The sequence below is a fragment of the Rhodococcus mengyinensis genome (assembly GCF_048381435.1).
In the GTDB taxonomy this organism is placed as follows: domain Bacteria; phylum Actinomycetota; class Actinomycetes; order Mycobacteriales; family Mycobacteriaceae; genus Rhodococcus_F; species Rhodococcus_F opacus_D.
Genome location: NZ_JBLWIT010000092.1, coordinates 24618 through 39951 on the forward strand (window position 1 = coordinate 24618; position 15334 = coordinate 39951).

Here is a 15334-nt window from a genome sequence, read left to right on the forward strand (position 1 = left end):
CGATTACTTCTTGCCCAGGTCGGTGATCGCGACGCTGCCCGTCTCCGGGGCGGTCACCGCCGAGAGGCCGGCAACCAGCAGGCAGACGGAGCCGAACGCCGCCACCGGTATCCACCCGTGCGTGCCGGTTCCGAGCAGCGCATAGCCGATGCTCGGGGCGAAGCCCGCGAAAGCGAACCCGATCTGCGTCGAGATGGCGATGCCGGAGAACCGCACTCGGGTATCGAACATTTCCGCGAAGAAGGTCGGACCGACACCGCTGACACCGGATGCGGCGGCACCGAACAAGGCCGACACCGCGAAGATCAGGGGAACGGAACCGATGCTCATCGCCTCGAAGTAGAAGAAGAACGCGGCGATGGCGCCGACGATTCCGGCGAGATACACGGGCCGGCGGCCGATCCTGTCTCCCAGCATCGCCCAGAGTGGAATGGCGAACAGCTGCATGATGTTTGCGATGACGCCCGCCCACAGCAGGGTCTGCCGTTCGAGCCCGGCCTCACCGGTACCGTAGGCGAGCGCGAAGACCGTCATGATCGTGCCCGACACGGCGAAGAGCGAGCACGCGATCACCCGAAGCATCTGCAGCCGATAATTCTTGAACAGTTCGACGACGGGGATCTCGACCAGCTCGTTGTCGCGTTCCGCCTCCCGGAACACCGGTGTCTCCTCCATCGTCCGGCGGACGAACAGCGCGACGATCGTCAGGATTCCGCTGACGAGGAACGGGATTCGCCACCCCCACGTCATCAGCATGCCCTCGGGCAGCGCGGCGACGGGGATGAACACCAGGGTCGCGATGAGCTGCCCCGCCTGGGTGCCGCTCATCGTGAAGCTGGTGTAGAACGCCCTCGAACCCTCCGGCGAATGCTCGAGGGTCAGCGAATTGGCGCCACTCTGTTCGCCCGCCGCCGACGCACCCTGCATGAGCCGCAGGACCACCAGCAGGATCGGCGCCGCGACCCCGATGCTCCCGAACCCCGGCAGGCATCCGATGAGGAACGTCGAGACACCCATCAGGACCAGCGTGAAGACGAGCACACGCTTGCGTCCGATGCGGTCGCCGTAGTGGCCGAGCGCCACGGCCCCGATCGGGCGGGCGATGTAGCCGACGCCGAATGTCGCCAGTGCCGCCAACGTGCCGGTCGCCGGACTCTCCGACGGAAAGAAGACCGTCGGGAAGATCAGGGCGGCCGCCGACCCGTAGATGAAGAAGTCGTAGTACTCGACGAGGCTGCCGAGGAAACTCGCGAAAGCCGCCTTACGGGGCTGACGCGCGGGAACACTCGCCGGGGTACCGACAGGCTGCTGCGCGTCCGGGTGCGCAGCGGAACCAGCTCGTACGCTCATGGGAGGACCTTTCGGACCGGAGTGGAGGTGATGACGTGCCGCGGATCACACCACCGCTGCGCCGACGACTCTGCCAAACCCCTTCATCACAGTCCAAGATCAACTTGGCATACTTTCGATAAGAACTACTTATCGACACCGTCGATCGTCGGCATGAGCTCCGCCGCGAGGGCGAGGACCGTCTCGAGCAGCGGTGTCAGGGGCCTGTCCGCCCACGCCAGCGCACCGCGGATTCGGTGGCGTCCGCCGTCCGTGGGCACGACGACGGCGTCGACGGCTCCGGTGCGATGGGAACTGACAGGAATGAGCGAGACCCCCACACCCGCCGCCACCAGCGCGGTCAGCGTCGTTCCGTCGGACGTTTCCTGCGCGATCTCCGGCGTGAACCCCGCGTCGTGGCATGCAGCCAGCACGTCCAGACGCAGAGTCGATCCCGACGCCGCGGGGTTGGTGACGAACGGATCGTCGCGCAGTTCGGACAGCGAGATCTCCGAGCGTTTCGCCAATCGGTGGTCGGCGTAGAGCAGCGCCCCCAGAGGCTCGACCGAGATCACTCTCGTCCGGATCTCGGGATGCGACAGGGCCGCCGAGACGAAACCGAGATCGAGCTTGCCGGAATAGATGTCGTCGAGGATCAGCCCGCTCGGTCTCGCCCCGTCGAGAACCAGCTCGAGCTTCGGATATCTCTTGCGCACGGTCCGAGCGAACAGGGGCAGCTTCGACTGTCCGTAGGCACCGCTGAATCCGACCCGCACACGGCCCTCCTCCGCGGGATTGCCCGCCGACGCCGACTGCTCGGCCCAGGCAACGGCTTTCATCGCGGATCGGCAGGGTTCGAGAAATTGCTCGCCCGCGGCGGTCAGCCGAATCGGTCTCGTACCGCGGTCGAACAGCTTCACTCCGAGATGCCTCTCCAGCTGCTGGATCTGCTGGCTGACCGCGGGCTGGGCTATGCGCAACGACTCGGCGGCCCGGCCGTAGTTCGACACCTCGGCTACGGCGAGGAACGCGCGCATCCAGCGGATCTCCATGCCCGCACCCTATGTGGTGTCGAAATACGACGGTTGATTGCGATTGGCTCTCGGTCTGTTTGCCGGGTTTCAGCGCGGGGTACCTTAACAACACAACCGCTGGGAGTAGCCAATGGACACCATGACTGTCATCTGGATCATCGTCGCGATCGTCGTCGTTCTCGCCCTGATCGCGCTGGCCGTTGCGGCATCGCGCAAGCGGAACCAGCGCCACCGTCAGCAGGCCGACAGCATCCGCGCAAACGCGCAGGAGCAGACGTCCGTCGTCGAGAAGCGCGAGGCGATCGCGGAGGAAACTGCAGCCAACGCCAGAAGGGCTCAAGCAGAAGCCGAGGCCAAGGCGGCAGAGGCCAAGAGACTGCAGGTCGATGCGCAGACGCACCAGAATACGGCGACCAATTCCCGTGACGACCTGAAGCACGAGTGGCAGCGCGCCGACGAGCTCGATCCCGACGTCAAGAAGACGGACACTGCGACGAACGACGCCAGGGCCACCGACGCTCGAACCACGGGAGCGGGGCCCACGAACACTCGGGCCACCGACGCTCGCACCACGGACGCAGGGCCTGCCAACGGTCGCCCCAGCGGCACGGACTCCACGAATACCCACGGAGCACACGCGAAGCCGACCGACACGTCGTCGACATAGCGTTCGAGTACGACACGTGCACCGGCCGGGCGCCGGTGCCCACACGGGAGGTCGGAAATGCGTATCGGACGGCTCGTGACGCTCATCGTGATCATCTGGCTGATCATCGGCGCCGTTGCCGTGTGGCAGCGCGGTTACTTCAAGGACACGACGGCCGATTGCGCCAGCGCCGGAACGATCGCGGTGACTGTGATCGCCGGCCCACTCAACTATGCGGGTGTGAACCCGAAGATCGATTGTGAAGTGCCGCAACCGAGTCAGTAGCTCCAGACCGTCAACCGAAAGAGGGAAGACCGTGATCGTTCTCGGGATCATCCTGCTCGTCATCGGCCTCGTCGCGGGGATTTCCATCCTCACGACGATCGGAATCATCCTTCTCGTCATCGGCCTCGTGCTACTACTGCTGGGCACGACGGGCCGCGCGGTCGGCGGGCGGAAGTATTGGTATTGACGCCGGCACCCTTCTGTTGAACATGATCAATCATTGACATTATCAATGATTGATAGATAGGTTCCTTTCGAGTATGCACGCGTGCGCCGCACGCGTGCCGTCGAAAGGAACCTCGCATGTCTTCGGTTGCACTGGAACGGACCATCTTCGACGCCGATCACGATGCGTTCCGGGAAACGGTGCGCCGGTTCGCCGAACGTGACGTGGCCCCGCATCTTCGCGACTGGGCCGAGGCGGGACAGGTGGACCGGGACCTCTACCGTCAGGCCGGCAAGCTCGGGCTCCTCGGGATCAATGTCGAGGAACGATTCTCCGGCGGCGGAATCGACGACTTCCGTTTCAACGCCATCGCCATCGAGGAGCTCTGCCGCGTCGGGGCCCCCGCCGTGGTGATGGGCCTGGCCGGCATCAACGACCTCGTGACGCCGTACCTCGTCTCGCTGGCGAACGAGGAGCAGAAGCATCGGTTCCTGACCCCCTTGTGCACCGGCGAGAAGATCGGCGCCATCGCCATGACCGAGCCGGGCGCGGGTAGCGACCTGGCCGCGATCTCCACGACCGCCCTCCCCGACGGCGACGATCTGGTCCTCAACGGCACCAAGATCTTCATCAGCAACGGAATGCTCGCCGACTTCGTGATCGTCGTGGCCAAGACGGATCCGGTGGCGGGCAAGAAGGGCGTGAGCCTGCTGGTGGTCGAAGAGGGGATGGCCGGCTTCACCCGCAACGGACCGCTGCACAAGGTCGGCCTGACCGCACAGGACACCGCCGAGTTGGTGTTCGACGACGTCCGCGTCCCCCGCGAGAACGTCCTGGGCGAGCTGAACGACGGCTTCGGCTACTTGCGCCACAACCTGCCCCAGGAACGCCTCAGCGTGGCCGTCACGTCCATGGCGTCGATGCGACGCACGTTCGACCAGGCCCTGACGTACAGCTGCGACCGCACGGCGTTCGGCCGGCGGGTGGCCGACTTCCAGGCCAACCGCTTCTACCTCGCGGAGCTCGCCACCGAGATCGAGATCGCGCAGTGCTTCACGGACCGCTGCATCCTCGACGCCGCCCACGGCACGCTCGACGAGGTGACCGCGGCGATGGCCAAATGGTGGATCACCGAGCTGCAGCAACGGGTGGTCCAGCGCGCGGTCCAACTCCACGGCGGGTACGGATATATGCGCGAGTACGACGTCGCCCAGGACTATCTCGACTGCCGCGGCGGGTCGATCTACGCCGGGACCACCGAGATCATGAAGGAAATCATCGGGCGCACGCTCACGCGTGCCTGATGGGTGCGGTTACCACAGAAGCGTTGGCGATCTCTTCCATTGACAAGTTCAATGATTAATGTTTAATTGTGATCCGCGCTACACGCGATCCGCTCTGTTGTCCCACGCTTCGGCCAAGGAGTTTCGATGACGGTCACCGCCACCGCCGGCACCATGTCGGCCACCCAACGCAAGAAGGAAGTTCGCAGGGTGATCCTGTCGAGCTACCTGGGCAGCACCATCGAGTTCTACGACTTCCTGCTCTACGCCACGGCAGCGTCCCTCGTCTTCGGTCCGGTCTTCTTCGCCGATCTGGACCCCCTGGCCGCGAGCATCGCGTCGATGGGAACGTTCGCCGCCGGCTATGTCGCGCGCCCCCTGGGCGGAATCGTCTTCGGTCACTTCGGGGACACCGTCGGCCGCAAGGCCATGCTGCTGATTTCGATGACCGTCATGGGCATCGCCTCGTTCGCGATCGGACTCATTCCCCCACCGGAAATGATCGGCTCCTGGGCCGCGGTGATCCTCGTCCTTCTCCGCGTCTGCCAAGGACTCGCCGTCGGCGGCGAATGGGGTGGCGCAGCGCTGATGTCGCTCGAGCACGCCGAATCCGGCAAGCGCGGTTTCGCCGCGGCGTTCACCAACGCGGGCGCCCCCACCGGCGCACTGCTCGGCACGCTCGCGCTGGCGGCCGTGTCACTTCTCCCCGACGAGCAGTTCCTGACCTGGGGCTGGCGTATCCCGTTCCTGATCTCGGCGTTCATGCTGGCCCTCGGCCTGTTCATCCGGTCCAAGGTGTCGGAGAGCCCGCTGTTCACGGCGGCGCTGAAGGAATCCGCGAAGAAGGAAACCACCCCGCCCATCGTCACCATCCTGAAGCGGCCCCGCGCGGTCGTCGTGGCGTCGATGAGCTGCATCGCGAGCTTCGGAATGCAAACCGCGTTCACCACGTTCGCCATCACGTACGCCGTGTCGAGCGGCGCCGCGCGGTCCGACGCGCTGCTGGCGTTCTCCTTCTGCCAGTTCTGCGCGATCTTCCTGGTCCTCGGATCGGCGCGACTGTCCGACCGGATCGGCCGCCGCCCGGTCATGCTCGCGGGACTCGGCGCGATGATCCTCAGCGTCTACCCCCTCTTCCTGCTGCTCAGCACGGGACAGTTCCCGTTCATCGCGCTCGCCTTCGTCGGCTACACCATCTGCCACTCGGCCACCTACGGTCCGATGGCCGCGTTCATCTCCGAGCAGTTCGGCACCCGGGCGCGCTACACCGGTGCGTCGCTCGGATATCAGCTGGCCACCCTCATCGGTGCGGGATTCACCCCCGTCATCCTGGCGTCGCTGTTCGCGTCGTCCGGTAAATCGATCCTCCCGGTCGGGCTGTTCATCATCGCACTGTGCGTGGTCAGCGCCGTCTTCCTCGTCGCGACGAAGGAGAGCAAGGACAACGACCTGACCGCCGACACCCCGTCGGCCTGACACACCACGCCGCCACAAGCTCGAGAGTAGTTTCGAAGAGAACGAGGAGTCACCATGGACAACGAAGGCATCGGCTCGTGGCTCGAGCGCCGCATCACCATGACGCCGAAGAACGAGGCGCTCGTCTTCGACGGTCAGGCCGTCACGTACGAGGAGATGGCACTGCGGACACGCCGACTCGCCCACGGCCTGCGCGCCCTCGGCGTCGAGAAGGGTGACTGCGTCGGCTTCTTCGGGTTCAACGACCCGGCGGCGCTCGAGGTGATGTTCGCTGCCGGGCTGCTCGGCGCCACGTATCTCCCGCTCAATGCACGCCTCACCGCGGAGGAAGCACGCTACGTGCTCGGCGATTCACGCTGCACCACAGTGATCTTCGGCGATCAGCAGGCCGACGTCGCGCAGGAGCTGGCGCAGTCGGACACCCCGGTCACCACCTGGATCGGCCTGGGCGACTCGTGGTCCACCCACACGTACGAGGGCGTGCGCGCCGGCCAGCCGGACACCCGCATCGACGAACAGGTCGGCCTCGGCGACCTGTCGGTACTGATGTACTCGTCGGGCACCACCGGCGCACCGAAAGGCGTCATGCTCAGCCACGGCAACATGCTGTGGAACGCACTGAACCAGCTTCTCGCCCAGGACATGACGTCGAAGGAACGCACACTGTCGGTGGCGCCGCTGTTCCACATCGGCGGGATCGGCGGCGCTGTCACGCCGACACTGCTCAACGGCGGCACCGTGGTGCTGCTGCGCAAGTTCGATGCCGGCGTCGTCCTCGACACGATCGAGAAGGAACGCATCACCACGTTCTTCGCCGTCCCCACGATGATCCAGGAACTCTGGCACCACCCCCGGTTCGCGGACGCCGACCTGTCCAGCCTGCGGGCCATCTGCGTCGCCGGGGCTCCGCTGCCCGAAGCATTGATCTCCCCGTGGCAGGACCGGAACGTCGCGATCACGCAGGCGTACGGCCTGACGGAGACCGCGCCGTCGGTGACCATGCTGTCGAGTGCGGACGTGCGCACCAAGATCGGTTCCGCCGGCAAGCGGACGTTCTTCACCGACGTCGACGTCGTACGCCCGGACGGGTCGAGCGCCGAACCGCACGAGATCGGCGAGATCGTCGCCAAGGGCCCGAACGTGATGCTCGGCTACCTGAATCAGCCCGAGGCGACCGCCCGCACCATCGTCGACGGCTGGCTGCACACCGGCGACGCCGGCTACTTCGACGACGAAGGCTTCCTCTTCATCTGCGACCGCTACAAGGACATGTACATCTCGGGCGGCGAGAACGTCTACCCCGCCGAGGTCGAGGCGGCGCTCCTGAAACTGGACGGCATCCGGGAGGCGGCGGTCATCGGCGTCCCCCACGAAAAGTGGGGTGAGACCGGCATGGCCTTCGTCGTCGCCGACGACGGCACGACACTCGACGAGGAGACGGTGCGCGCCCGGCTGCGAGAAAAGCTCGCAGGGTTCAAGATTCCCACGTTCATCCAGATCGCGGAGGCACTCCCCCGCACCGCCACCGGCAAGATCCGCAAACCCGACCTGCGCAAGCTTGCCGCTTCGCAGCCTGTGAGTACTTCTTAACGTCGGGCGGTTAACAAGTACTCACGAGCGTGCTTGCATTATGGAATGAAGCACATCGGGATCGTGTTGTTCGACGGCGTCGAGGAGTTGGACGCCGTCGGGCCGTGGGAGGTGCTGTCCGCGTGGACGCGCATGTACCCGGACGACGGATACGCCGCGTCCTGCCTCTCCGCGTCGGGCGGGAGTGTGCAGTGCGCCAAAGGCCTCGTCCTGGGCGCTCATCATTCCCATGCCGACGCGCCGCCCCTCGACGTGCTGCTCCATCCCGGCGGTCAGGGCACGCGGCCACAACTGCTCGACGACGCCCATCTCGACTGGGTGCGCCGCCAGCGCGCCGTCGTTCCGTTGATGACCAGCGTGTGCACGGGTTCCCTGGTCTACGCGAAAGCCGGCCTGCTGAAAGACAGGCCGGCTACGACGCATTCGGCCGCTTCGCCCCCTGTGAGTACTTGTTAACCACCCGCGGTTAATAAGTACTCACGGGCGCGTCAGCGCACCACGGACAGCGACACGCGGCTGGGGTAGCGCTCCCCTGTGTGCACGGTCTGTTGGGCGACCACGAATTCGGATGATTCGTAGGCGGATTCGCCGGTGTTGAGGTTGCGGTCCCAGCGGGGATGATTGCTGGACGTCACGTGGACCCGGATCCGCTCGCCCGGTTGGAAGGTGACGGCCGTGGACCACAGGTCGATCGCGTACTCGTACACCTCCCCGGGCACGAGCAGGCTCGGTTCGGTGGACGTGTACGTCCCGGGGGTTCGGTAGGAGTCGCGGTAGCGGGCCCGCACCATGCCGTCGGTGAGTGTGATCGACGTGCCGTCCGCGGTCACCCGGCACAGTCGCACGACGAAATCGGTGTCGACCGCGCTGGACGAAGCGAACAGTGTCGCGGACACCCGGCCGATCACCGTCAACGGCTCGGTGAGTGCCTCACCGGTGAACACGAGGACGTCGTCGCGGGATTCGACGCGGCTCTGTTCCAGTGCGCCGGGCGCGAACGTTCCCGGCATCATCGTCGCCCCACCGACCGTCGGCACCGGATCCGCCGGGTCGTAGTCGTAGTCGACGCGCCCGTCGCTCTCCTCCGCTTGCGCGACGAGGGTTCCGCCGGGAGCGAGGAAGAGTTCGGCCGTCCGCGCGGGTTCCGGGAAGCGGTCGTACGTCCGCCACCGGTTCTCCCCCATCACGAAGATCCGGACCCGGGGCATGGCGGGTTCCTCGTCGCCGAGCACCGACGCGTACCACTGCGCGTGAACCGACGACAGGTCCTGACCCGAGTCGAGCACCGCCTGGTTCGCGGGACTGCCGAACACGACCGACCCACCGAGCCCGGAGAAGTTGGTGTGACTCCACGGCCCCACGATCAGGTACGGCGCGGGGGCCGCACCGGAATCACTGTGCGCCAGTTGGCCGAAGTACTGGTCGAGGGTGCTGTTCACGAAGATGTCGTACCACCCGCCGATGTGCAGCGAGGGGAGGTCGACGGCCCGGTCGCTCGCGCTGTTCCACAGGTCGCGGGTGGGGTGGTCGATGGGGAATCCCAGCGATTCGACGATCGTCGACGCGAAGAACACCGGGGCGTCGGCGGCCATGTCGCGGACGGGCAGGATGTCGAGGAACGTGTCCTCGGACATCGCCCGATCGATTCGCGCCCACGACTCCCACTCGCGTTCCGCGCGGGCGGGATCGGTCCGGGACAGTTTCGCGATCTCGGCCGGTCCGGCCGAATAGTGCCCCCACCCGAGCCGGGCACCGAATTCCACCGCGCCGCCGCGCACGAGTCCACCGGACCGCGCATTGCCGCCTGCGGAGATGCCCGGGGCGATGCCGCGCAGGGCCGGCGGCTTCTCCTGGGCTGCACGCCACTGGGTTTCGGCGAAGTACGACCGTCCCCACATACCCACGGCGCCAGTCGAGTACGACAGTTCGGCGGCCCACTGCACCGTGTCGTAACCGTCCGGACCTTCGTTCTCCGACGGCACGAACTCGCCGTCCGAGCCGAACCTGCCGCGGACGTCCTGCATGATCACGACGAATCCGGCGGCCGCGACAGTGGTGGGGTTGAGGTAGCCCGAGTTCACGGACAGGTCTCGGCCGTACGGGGTGCGGGTGAGCAGAACCGGGAAGCGTCCGGATCCGTTCGGGCGGTACACGGTCGAGCGCAGAACCACCCCGTCCCGCATCGTTGCCTCGACGTCGTTCTCGATCAGTACATCGTGTTTCACAGGTTCGGTCACTTTCGACGGGAGTGCGGTCATTTGCCGAGGTCGGTGGTGCTGGTCCGGTAGGTTTCCCGGACCGTGAGCGTGGTGAGTGCGCTGACCAGGCAGCAGCACGCGGTGAACACGGCCACCGGGATCCAGCCGTTCGGTCCGGGCCGGACGAGAGCCGCGGCGATGGTGGGGGCGAATCCGGTGGCCACCAGCGCCAGCTGCCCGGAGATCGCCATGCCCGAATACCGGATGCGCGTCTCGAACATCTCGGCGTACAGCGCGGGACCGACGGCGTTGACGAGTGAGTAGCCGGCCACCATCACGATGCACGCCGTGATCAGGATCAGCGCCGTCGAACGCTGGCTGACCGCCCAGAAAAATCCGGAGATGGCGACGGCGCAGACGAGGTTGCCGGTGATGAAGATCGGTTTGCGTCCGATCCGGTCGGCGAGGATCCCCGCCGCGGGCTGGGCCACGAGCGCGAGTGCGGCGGTGAGCACGGTCGCGCCGACCATGACGGTCCGGGACACGCCGGCCTCGTGGGTGCCCCACGACAGGGCGAAGGCACTGAAGATGGTGGAGACCACCGCGAACAGTCCGCACCCCACGACCCGCAGCACACTCGGCCAGTGGTCGCGGAAGATCACCTTCGCCGGCATCTCCTTCGGCTCGTCGGTCGACACGGCCTCCTCGAACACGTCGCTCTCGGGCAGCATCCGGCGGATGACGAGGCCGGCGAGTGCGACGAAGATGCTGAGCAGGAACGGGATACGCCATCCCCAGCTGAGGAAGGCGTCCTCGGGCAGTCCGGAGAACACGAGGACGACCAGCGACGCCAGCAACATTCCCGCGGCGGCGCCGGTGTTCACCCAGCTGGCCGCGAGCGCCCGGCGATGGGCGGGTGCGTGTTCGAGCGCCAGGGACGCGGCTCCCGCCGACTCGCCTGCCGCCGACGCACCCTGGACGGCCCGCAGCAGCACCAGCAGGATCGGCGCCGCGACGCCGATCGCCCCGTACGTCGGCAGGCAGCCGATGAGCGAGGTGGCCACACCCATCATCACGAGCGTCACCACCAGCATCCGCTTACGCCCGAGCGTGTCTCCGAAGTGCCCGAAGACGAGGGCCGCGAGCGGCCGGACGACGTAACCGATCCCGATGGTCGCCATCGACACGATGGTCCCCCAGAACGAACCGAGATCCGGGAAGAACAGGGTGTTGAACGCGAGCGCGGAGAAGGAGGCGTAGATGAAGAAGTCGTAGTACTCGAGGGTGCTGCCCACGAAGGAGGCCAGGGCTGCCCGGCGCGCGTGGGGCGACCGGACGCTCGTGTCGGCGCGTACGTCGCGGCCGTCGAATGTGGAAGTCATGTGGTTCCTACCTGAATGTGAAGGGCATCCGGGAGTTCGGAGAGGCCTCGAGGCGGGTGCGGCACCGGGGATCGGAGTTGTCCAGGTCACATCCGCTGCCGCCGAGGGAGACTCTGCCAAAGAAACCGATCACCGTCCAAGAGCAGTATCGGCACCGATTGATAAGCGATCGTTATTGCTCGTCGGGGGCGGCGTCCGGCGACGGCAGCACCTCGGCGGCGAGGTCGAGAACCGTCCGCACCACCGGCGATACGGGACGGTCCGACCAGGCCAGCGCGGCCCGGACTTCGTATCGGCCGGCGTCGAGGGGAACGAGCACCACCCGATTGGGATACGTCTGGACGTCACCCGGCACGAGCGCCACACCGACCCCGGCCGCGACGAGGGCGGTCAGCACGATGCCGTCGGTGGTCTCCTGCACGATGTTCGGCGTGAACCCGACATCCCGGCACGCGGCGAGCAGATCGCGGCGGAGCGTGGATCCGGTGGCGGCGGGATTCGCGACGAACGTTTCGTCGCGTAGTTCCGCGAGGTCGATCGACTTCCGTTCGGCGAGTGGGTGATCGCTGGGGAGCAGTGCACTGAGGTACTCCACCGAGATCTGCCGCGTGAGCACATGGGGGTGGGACACCGCGTCCGAGACGATCCCGAGGTCGAGTTGCCCCTCCCAGATTTCGTCGAGGATCTGCCCACTGACCGTCGCCCCTTCGAGGACGAGATCGATCAGGGGGTACCGGCGGCGCACCGACCGTGCCAGAGAGGACAATTCGGTCTGCCCGTAGGCCCCGCTGAAACCGACCCGGACGCGACCCTCGACCGCAGGATCCGCGATCACCGCGGCATCGACGGCGCGGTCGATTCCGGCGAGCGCGTCCTTGCACGGCTGCAGGAAGCGCTCCCCCGCCGCGGTGAGCCGGACCGATCGCGTCGTGCGGTCGAACAATTTGACGCCGAGGCGTTTCTCGAGTTGCTGCACCTGCTGACTCACTGCGGGTTGCGCGATGTGCAGCACCTCGGCCGCCCGGCCGTAGTTGAGTTCTTCGGCGACCGCGACGAACGACTTCATCCAGCGGATCTCCACGACCGGTCAGTCCACCACGAACACCGTGAGACGCACCTCGCCGGGAAGGCGCTCGCCGGTGCCGACGAGGATCCGTGAGCGCAGCCACGACCACCGGCCCTCGGCGGCGGTGAGCCGCGGTGTGCAGCGGAAGTAGATGCGCTCGGGTGGCACGGCCTCGCCGTCGACCAGTCGGGCGATGTCTTCGGCGGTACCCGAGCGCAGCCCGAAGTTGGTGACGTAGATGCGGTCGCCGTCGTCGGTCTCGATGGCGTACTTGGCCTCGAGCTCGGTGAGCGTGGACGTGCTGAGCAGCTGGAAGTCCGCCCCGACCGGCAGCACGGTGCCCCGCAGCTCGGGGCCCTCGACCCGGCCACCGACGATGGGGATGATGCGACGTGTCCCTTCGGGCGTGGACCCGATCTCCACCGGCTCGGCCACCTCCACGACGAACGTGGCGAGGAACGACATGCCGGGCGGGGCCGGGGCGAGGAGCTCGGTCATCGCGCCCTACTCCACGAAGGTGGGAAAGGCGATGCTCTGCAACGTGTCCCGCATCTGATTGACGACCGTGTCGGGGATGCCCTCGAAGTAGCGTCCGTGCGCGGCGTCGACACGCGCCTTGGCGTCGTCGCGGAGCCTGCGCCCTTCCTCGGTGGCGGCGATCAGTTTGTTGCGGCGATCCGAGGGGTCGAGGGTACGCACGACGAGTCCGCGTTCCTCGAGTTCGTCGACCAGCCCCACGATCTGACTGGGGTCGAGACCCATGGTGGCGGCCACCCCGCGCTGGTTGACGCCCTCGGCCTGCTCACACGCGAGAACCAGGACCGAGTAGGAGCGCACCCGCAGACCCGTGGGGACGAGGGCCTTGTTCACCGCGCCCAGCACCATTCCGCCGACGCGCGAGAGCAGGAACCCGATGTCGTCCGATAACGCCTGCGACTCTGCCATGCGACGACCCCCTTCTGATGATTGTCGGTAGAGTAGCAGACCTTAATCATTGACATTCTCAATCATCAATGATTACGTGTGATCCAGCGAACACGACCTTAGGAGAATCACGACATGGACCTCAGCAACAAAGTCGCCGTAGTCACCGGCAGCGGACAGGGCCTCGGACTGGCCTACGCCAAGGACCTGGTGCGCCACGGCGCCGCGGTCGTGATCAACGACGTCAACCAGGCCACCGCCGACGCCGCCGTCGCCGAGATCACCGCCGCGGGCGGCCGGGCAGTCGCCGTCGTCGCCCCGGTCGGCAGCACCGAAACCGCCCAGAAGCTGGTCGCCGGCGCGATCGACGCATTCGGACGCCTCGACGTCATGGTCACCAATGCCGGCATCCTCCGCGACAAGGTGCTGTGGAAGATGACCGACGACGACTTCGACGCCGTGATCAACGTGCATCTGCGCGGCACCTTCACCTGCGTACGCGAAGCCGTCCTGAAGTTCCGCGAACAGGGCGACGGTGGTCGCATCATCTGCATCGGCTCCCCCGCCGGCCAGCGCGGCAACTTCGGGCAGACCAACTACTCGGGCGCCAAGTCCGGCATCGTCGGCATGGTCCGTACCTGGGCGATCGAACTGCAGCGCGCGGGCATCACCGCCAACGCCGTCTGCCCCGTCGCCGCGACGGCGATGACCGAGACCGTCCCGTTCCTCGCCCCCTACATCGAGGGCATGAAGAACGGCGAGCCGCTCCCCGACATCATCCGCCGCGAGGTGGGCCTGGGCACCCCCGAGGACGCCGCAGGCATCATCTCGTTCCTCGCGTCCGACGCGGCCGCCGAGATCACCGGCCAGGCGTTCGCCGTCGGCGGCGACCGCCTCGCGTTGTGGTCGCACCCCGACCTGACCGCGGTCGAGTACCACGACGGTGGCTGGTCGGCCGACGACATCGCGGCTCAGTGGAACGGCACGTTCGGCGACGCCGTCCAGTCCGTCGGCGAGGAATTCCCCGAGGAGCTGATGGCGAAGTGAGCCGCTACGAGTACGGCATCGACTTCGACAAGATCGACGCCATCGACATCCACACTCACGTCGAGATCGACGGCTGCGGGCACCGGTCGCTCGACGACGAACTGATGGCCGCCTCGGAGAAGTACTTCAAGTCCGGCGAGGAACGCACCCCGTCCATCGACGCGATCGCCGATCACTACCGCTCGCGCAACATGGCCGCGGTCGTGTTCACCGTCGACGCGGCCTCGGCCAGCGGACACGCCGCCAACTCGGTCGAGGAGATCGCCGAGGGCGCGGCCCGCCACAACGACGTCCTGATCCCGTTCGGATCCGTCGACCCCTGGCAGGGCAAGGCCGCCGTGCGGCGCGTGCACCGGCTCGTCGACGACTACGGCGTGAAGGGATTCAAGTTCCACCCGAGCATGCAGGGCTTCGAACCGAACGACCGGCAGTTCTACCCGCTCTACGAGGCGATCACCGAGGCCGGGGTCCCCGCCCTGTTCCACACCGGTCAGACCGGGATCGGCGCCGGGCTGCCCGGCGGCCACGGCATCAAACTGCGCTACTCCGACCCGATGCTGCTCGACGACGTCGCCGCCGACTTCCCCGACCTCACCGTGATCATGGCGCACCCGTCGGTGCCGTGGGTCGACTCGCAGATCTCCATCGCCACCCACAAGGCCAACGTCTTCATCGACCTGTCCGGGTGGTCGCCGAAGTACTTCCCGCCGCAGCTGGTCAAGGCCGCCAACAGCATGCTCCGCGGCAAGGTGCTGTTCGGCTCCGACTTCCCCGTCATCCAGGTCGACCGCTGGATGAAGGACTTCGCGAACCTCGACATCAAACCCGAGGTCGCGCCGCTGATCTTCAAGCAGAACGCGCTGCGCGTTCTCGGCGTCAAGCACTGACCCGGCCCCACCGAACCACCA

The 15334-nt window shown here is 66.7% G+C and carries 16 protein-coding genes; 9 read left to right on the forward strand and 7 right to left on the reverse strand.

What is annotated here, in order from left to right:
• Positions 1-3 precede the first annotated feature (3 nt).
• Together ACNJ7E_RS17765 and ACNJ7E_RS17770 are read right to left on the reverse strand one after the other, a co-directional pair.
• Positions 4-1350 carry an MFS transporter gene (locus ACNJ7E_RS17765; protein WP_283351592.1) on the reverse strand — a complete coding sequence of 449 codons (1347 nt, stop codon included), beginning with the start codon at positions 1348-1350 and terminating at the stop codon, positions 4-6.
• Positions 1351-1475: 125 nt separating this feature from the next.
• Complete coding sequence (locus ACNJ7E_RS17770; protein WP_283330844.1) at positions 1476-2381, reverse strand: LysR family transcriptional regulator; 906 nt, start codon at positions 2379-2381, stop codon at positions 1476-1478.
• Between the two features lie 112 nt (positions 2382-2493).
• On the opposite strand from ACNJ7E_RS17770, the gene ACNJ7E_RS17775 reads away from it, so the two are divergent.
• The 7 genes from ACNJ7E_RS17775 to ACNJ7E_RS17805 all read left to right on the forward strand — a co-directional run bounded on the left by ACNJ7E_RS17775 (position 2494) and on the right by ACNJ7E_RS17805 (position 8265).
• Complete coding sequence (locus tag ACNJ7E_RS17775) at positions 2494-3030, forward strand: hypothetical protein (RefSeq protein ID WP_418340573.1); 537 nt, start codon at positions 2494-2496, stop codon at positions 3028-3030.
• Positions 3031-3087: 57 nt separating this feature from the next.
• Complete coding sequence (locus tag ACNJ7E_RS17780; protein WP_005571421.1) at positions 3088-3294, forward strand: hypothetical protein; 207 nt, start codon at positions 3088-3090, stop codon at positions 3292-3294.
• A gap of 31 nt (positions 3295-3325) precedes the next feature.
• Positions 3326-3481 carry a DUF6131 family protein gene (locus ACNJ7E_RS17785; protein ID WP_005263616.1) on the forward strand — a complete coding sequence of 52 codons (156 nt, stop codon included), beginning with the start codon at positions 3326-3328 and terminating at the stop codon, positions 3479-3481.
• Between the two features lie 116 nt (positions 3482-3597).
• The gene (couH, locus tag ACNJ7E_RS17790; RefSeq protein WP_418340574.1) at positions 3598-4764 is read left to right on the forward strand and encodes a dihydro-p-hydroxycinnamoy-CoA dehydrogenase; all 1167 of its coding nucleotides are present in this window, start codon (positions 3598-3600) and stop codon (positions 4762-4764) included.
• Positions 4765-4890: 126 nt separating this feature from the next.
• Positions 4891-6219, forward strand: coding sequence for a p-hydroxycinnamate MFS transporter (gene couT, locus ACNJ7E_RS17795; RefSeq protein WP_280784580.1), 1329 nt, complete (start codon positions 4891-4893; stop codon positions 6217-6219).
• A gap of 54 nt (positions 6220-6273) precedes the next feature.
• Positions 6274-7809 (forward strand): p-hydroxycinnamoyl-CoA synthetase, encoded by a 1536-nt coding sequence (couL, locus tag ACNJ7E_RS17800; RefSeq protein ID WP_280784581.1) that lies wholly within the window; start codon positions 6274-6276, stop codon positions 7807-7809.
• A gap of 45 nt (positions 7810-7854) precedes the next feature.
• Entirely contained in the window at positions 7855-8265 is a 411-nt protein-coding gene (locus ACNJ7E_RS17805; protein WP_418340575.1) for a DJ-1/PfpI family protein, read from the forward strand.
• A 32-nt stretch (positions 8266-8297) separates the two neighbouring features.
• Here the strand turns inward: ACNJ7E_RS17805 and ACNJ7E_RS17810 are convergent, their stop codons facing one another.
• The 5 genes from ACNJ7E_RS17810 to couR form a co-directional block, all read right to left on the reverse strand.
• Positions 8298-10067, reverse strand: a complete 1770-nt coding sequence (locus ACNJ7E_RS17810; RefSeq protein WP_418340576.1) for a CocE/NonD family hydrolase — start codon at positions 10065-10067, stop codon at positions 8298-8300.
• A complete protein-coding gene (locus ACNJ7E_RS17815; protein ID WP_280784584.1) occupies positions 10064-11389 on the reverse strand; it encodes an MFS transporter in 1326 nt (441 codons plus the stop codon). The genes ACNJ7E_RS17810 and ACNJ7E_RS17815 overlap by 4 nt, the downstream gene beginning before the upstream one ends.
• Positions 11390-11561: 172 nt before the next feature.
• Positions 11562-12470, reverse strand: a complete 909-nt coding sequence (locus ACNJ7E_RS17820) for a LysR family transcriptional regulator (RefSeq protein WP_280784585.1) — start codon at positions 12468-12470, stop codon at positions 11562-11564.
• A 6-nt stretch (positions 12471-12476) separates the two neighbouring features.
• On the reverse strand, positions 12477-12953 hold the full coding sequence (locus ACNJ7E_RS17825; RefSeq protein WP_280784586.1) for a DUF3237 domain-containing protein: 477 nt from the start codon (positions 12951-12953) through the stop codon (positions 12477-12479).
• A gap of 6 nt (positions 12954-12959) precedes the next feature.
• A complete protein-coding gene (gene couR / locus ACNJ7E_RS17830) occupies positions 12960-13400 on the reverse strand; it encodes a MarR family transcriptional repressor CouR (protein WP_009478157.1) in 441 nt (146 codons plus the stop codon).
• 114 nt (positions 13401-13514) lie between these two features.
• On the opposite strand from couR, the gene couN reads away from it, so the two are divergent.
• Positions 13515-14426: a 4-hydroxyphenyl-beta-hydroxyacyl-CoA dehydrogenase gene (couN, locus tag ACNJ7E_RS17835; protein WP_280784587.1), complete on the forward strand. Its 912-nt coding sequence runs from the start codon at positions 13515-13517 to the stop codon at positions 14424-14426.
• Complete coding sequence (couO, locus tag ACNJ7E_RS17840) at positions 14423-15313, forward strand: 4-hydroxyphenyl-beta-ketoacyl-CoA hydrolase (RefSeq protein WP_280784588.1); 891 nt, start codon at positions 14423-14425, stop codon at positions 15311-15313. The genes couN and couO overlap by 4 nt, the downstream gene beginning before the upstream one ends.
• The last annotated feature ends 21 nt before the right edge of the window (positions 15314-15334 follow it).

Bases quoted from the DNA above. Each gene is read 5' to 3' on its own strand.
- couT (WP_280784580.1), top strand. From the start codon at position 4,891: ATGACGGTCACCGCCACCGCCGGCACCATGTCGGCCACCCAACGCAAG.
- couL (WP_280784581.1), top strand. From the start codon at position 6,274: ATGGACAACGAAGGCATCGGCTCGTGGCTCGAGCGCCGCATCACCATG.
- couH (WP_418340574.1), top strand. From the start codon at position 3,598: ATGTCTTCGGTTGCACTGGAACGGACCATCTTCGACGCCGATCACGAT.
- ACNJ7E_RS17805 (WP_418340575.1), top strand. From the start codon at position 7,855: ATGAAGCACATCGGGATCGTGTTGTTCGACGGCGTCGAGGAGTTGGAC.
- ACNJ7E_RS17765 (WP_283351592.1), bottom strand. From the start codon at position 1,350: ATGAGCGTACGAGCTGGTTCCGCTGCGCACCCGGACGCGCAGCAGCCT.
- ACNJ7E_RS17825 (WP_280784586.1), bottom strand. From the start codon at position 12,953: ATGACCGAGCTCCTCGCCCCGGCCCCGCCCGGCATGTCGTTCCTCGCC.
- ACNJ7E_RS17815 (WP_280784584.1), bottom strand. From the start codon at position 11,389: ATGACTTCCACATTCGACGGCCGCGACGTACGCGCCGACACGAGCGTC.
- ACNJ7E_RS17780 (WP_005571421.1), top strand. From the start codon at position 3,088: ATGCGTATCGGACGGCTCGTGACGCTCATCGTGATCATCTGGCTGATC.
- ACNJ7E_RS17770 (WP_283330844.1), bottom strand. From the start codon at position 2,381: ATGGAGATCCGCTGGATGCGCGCGTTCCTCGCCGTAGCCGAGGTGTCG.
- couN (WP_280784587.1), top strand. From the start codon at position 13,515: ATGGACCTCAGCAACAAAGTCGCCGTAGTCACCGGCAGCGGACAGGGC.
- ACNJ7E_RS17810 (WP_418340576.1), bottom strand. From the start codon at position 10,067: ATGACCGCACTCCCGTCGAAAGTGACCGAACCTGTGAAACACGATGTA.
- couR (WP_009478157.1), bottom strand. From the start codon at position 13,400: ATGGCAGAGTCGCAGGCGTTATCGGACGACATCGGGTTCCTGCTCTCG.
- ACNJ7E_RS17775 (WP_418340573.1), top strand. From the start codon at position 2,494: ATGGACACCATGACTGTCATCTGGATCATCGTCGCGATCGTCGTCGTT.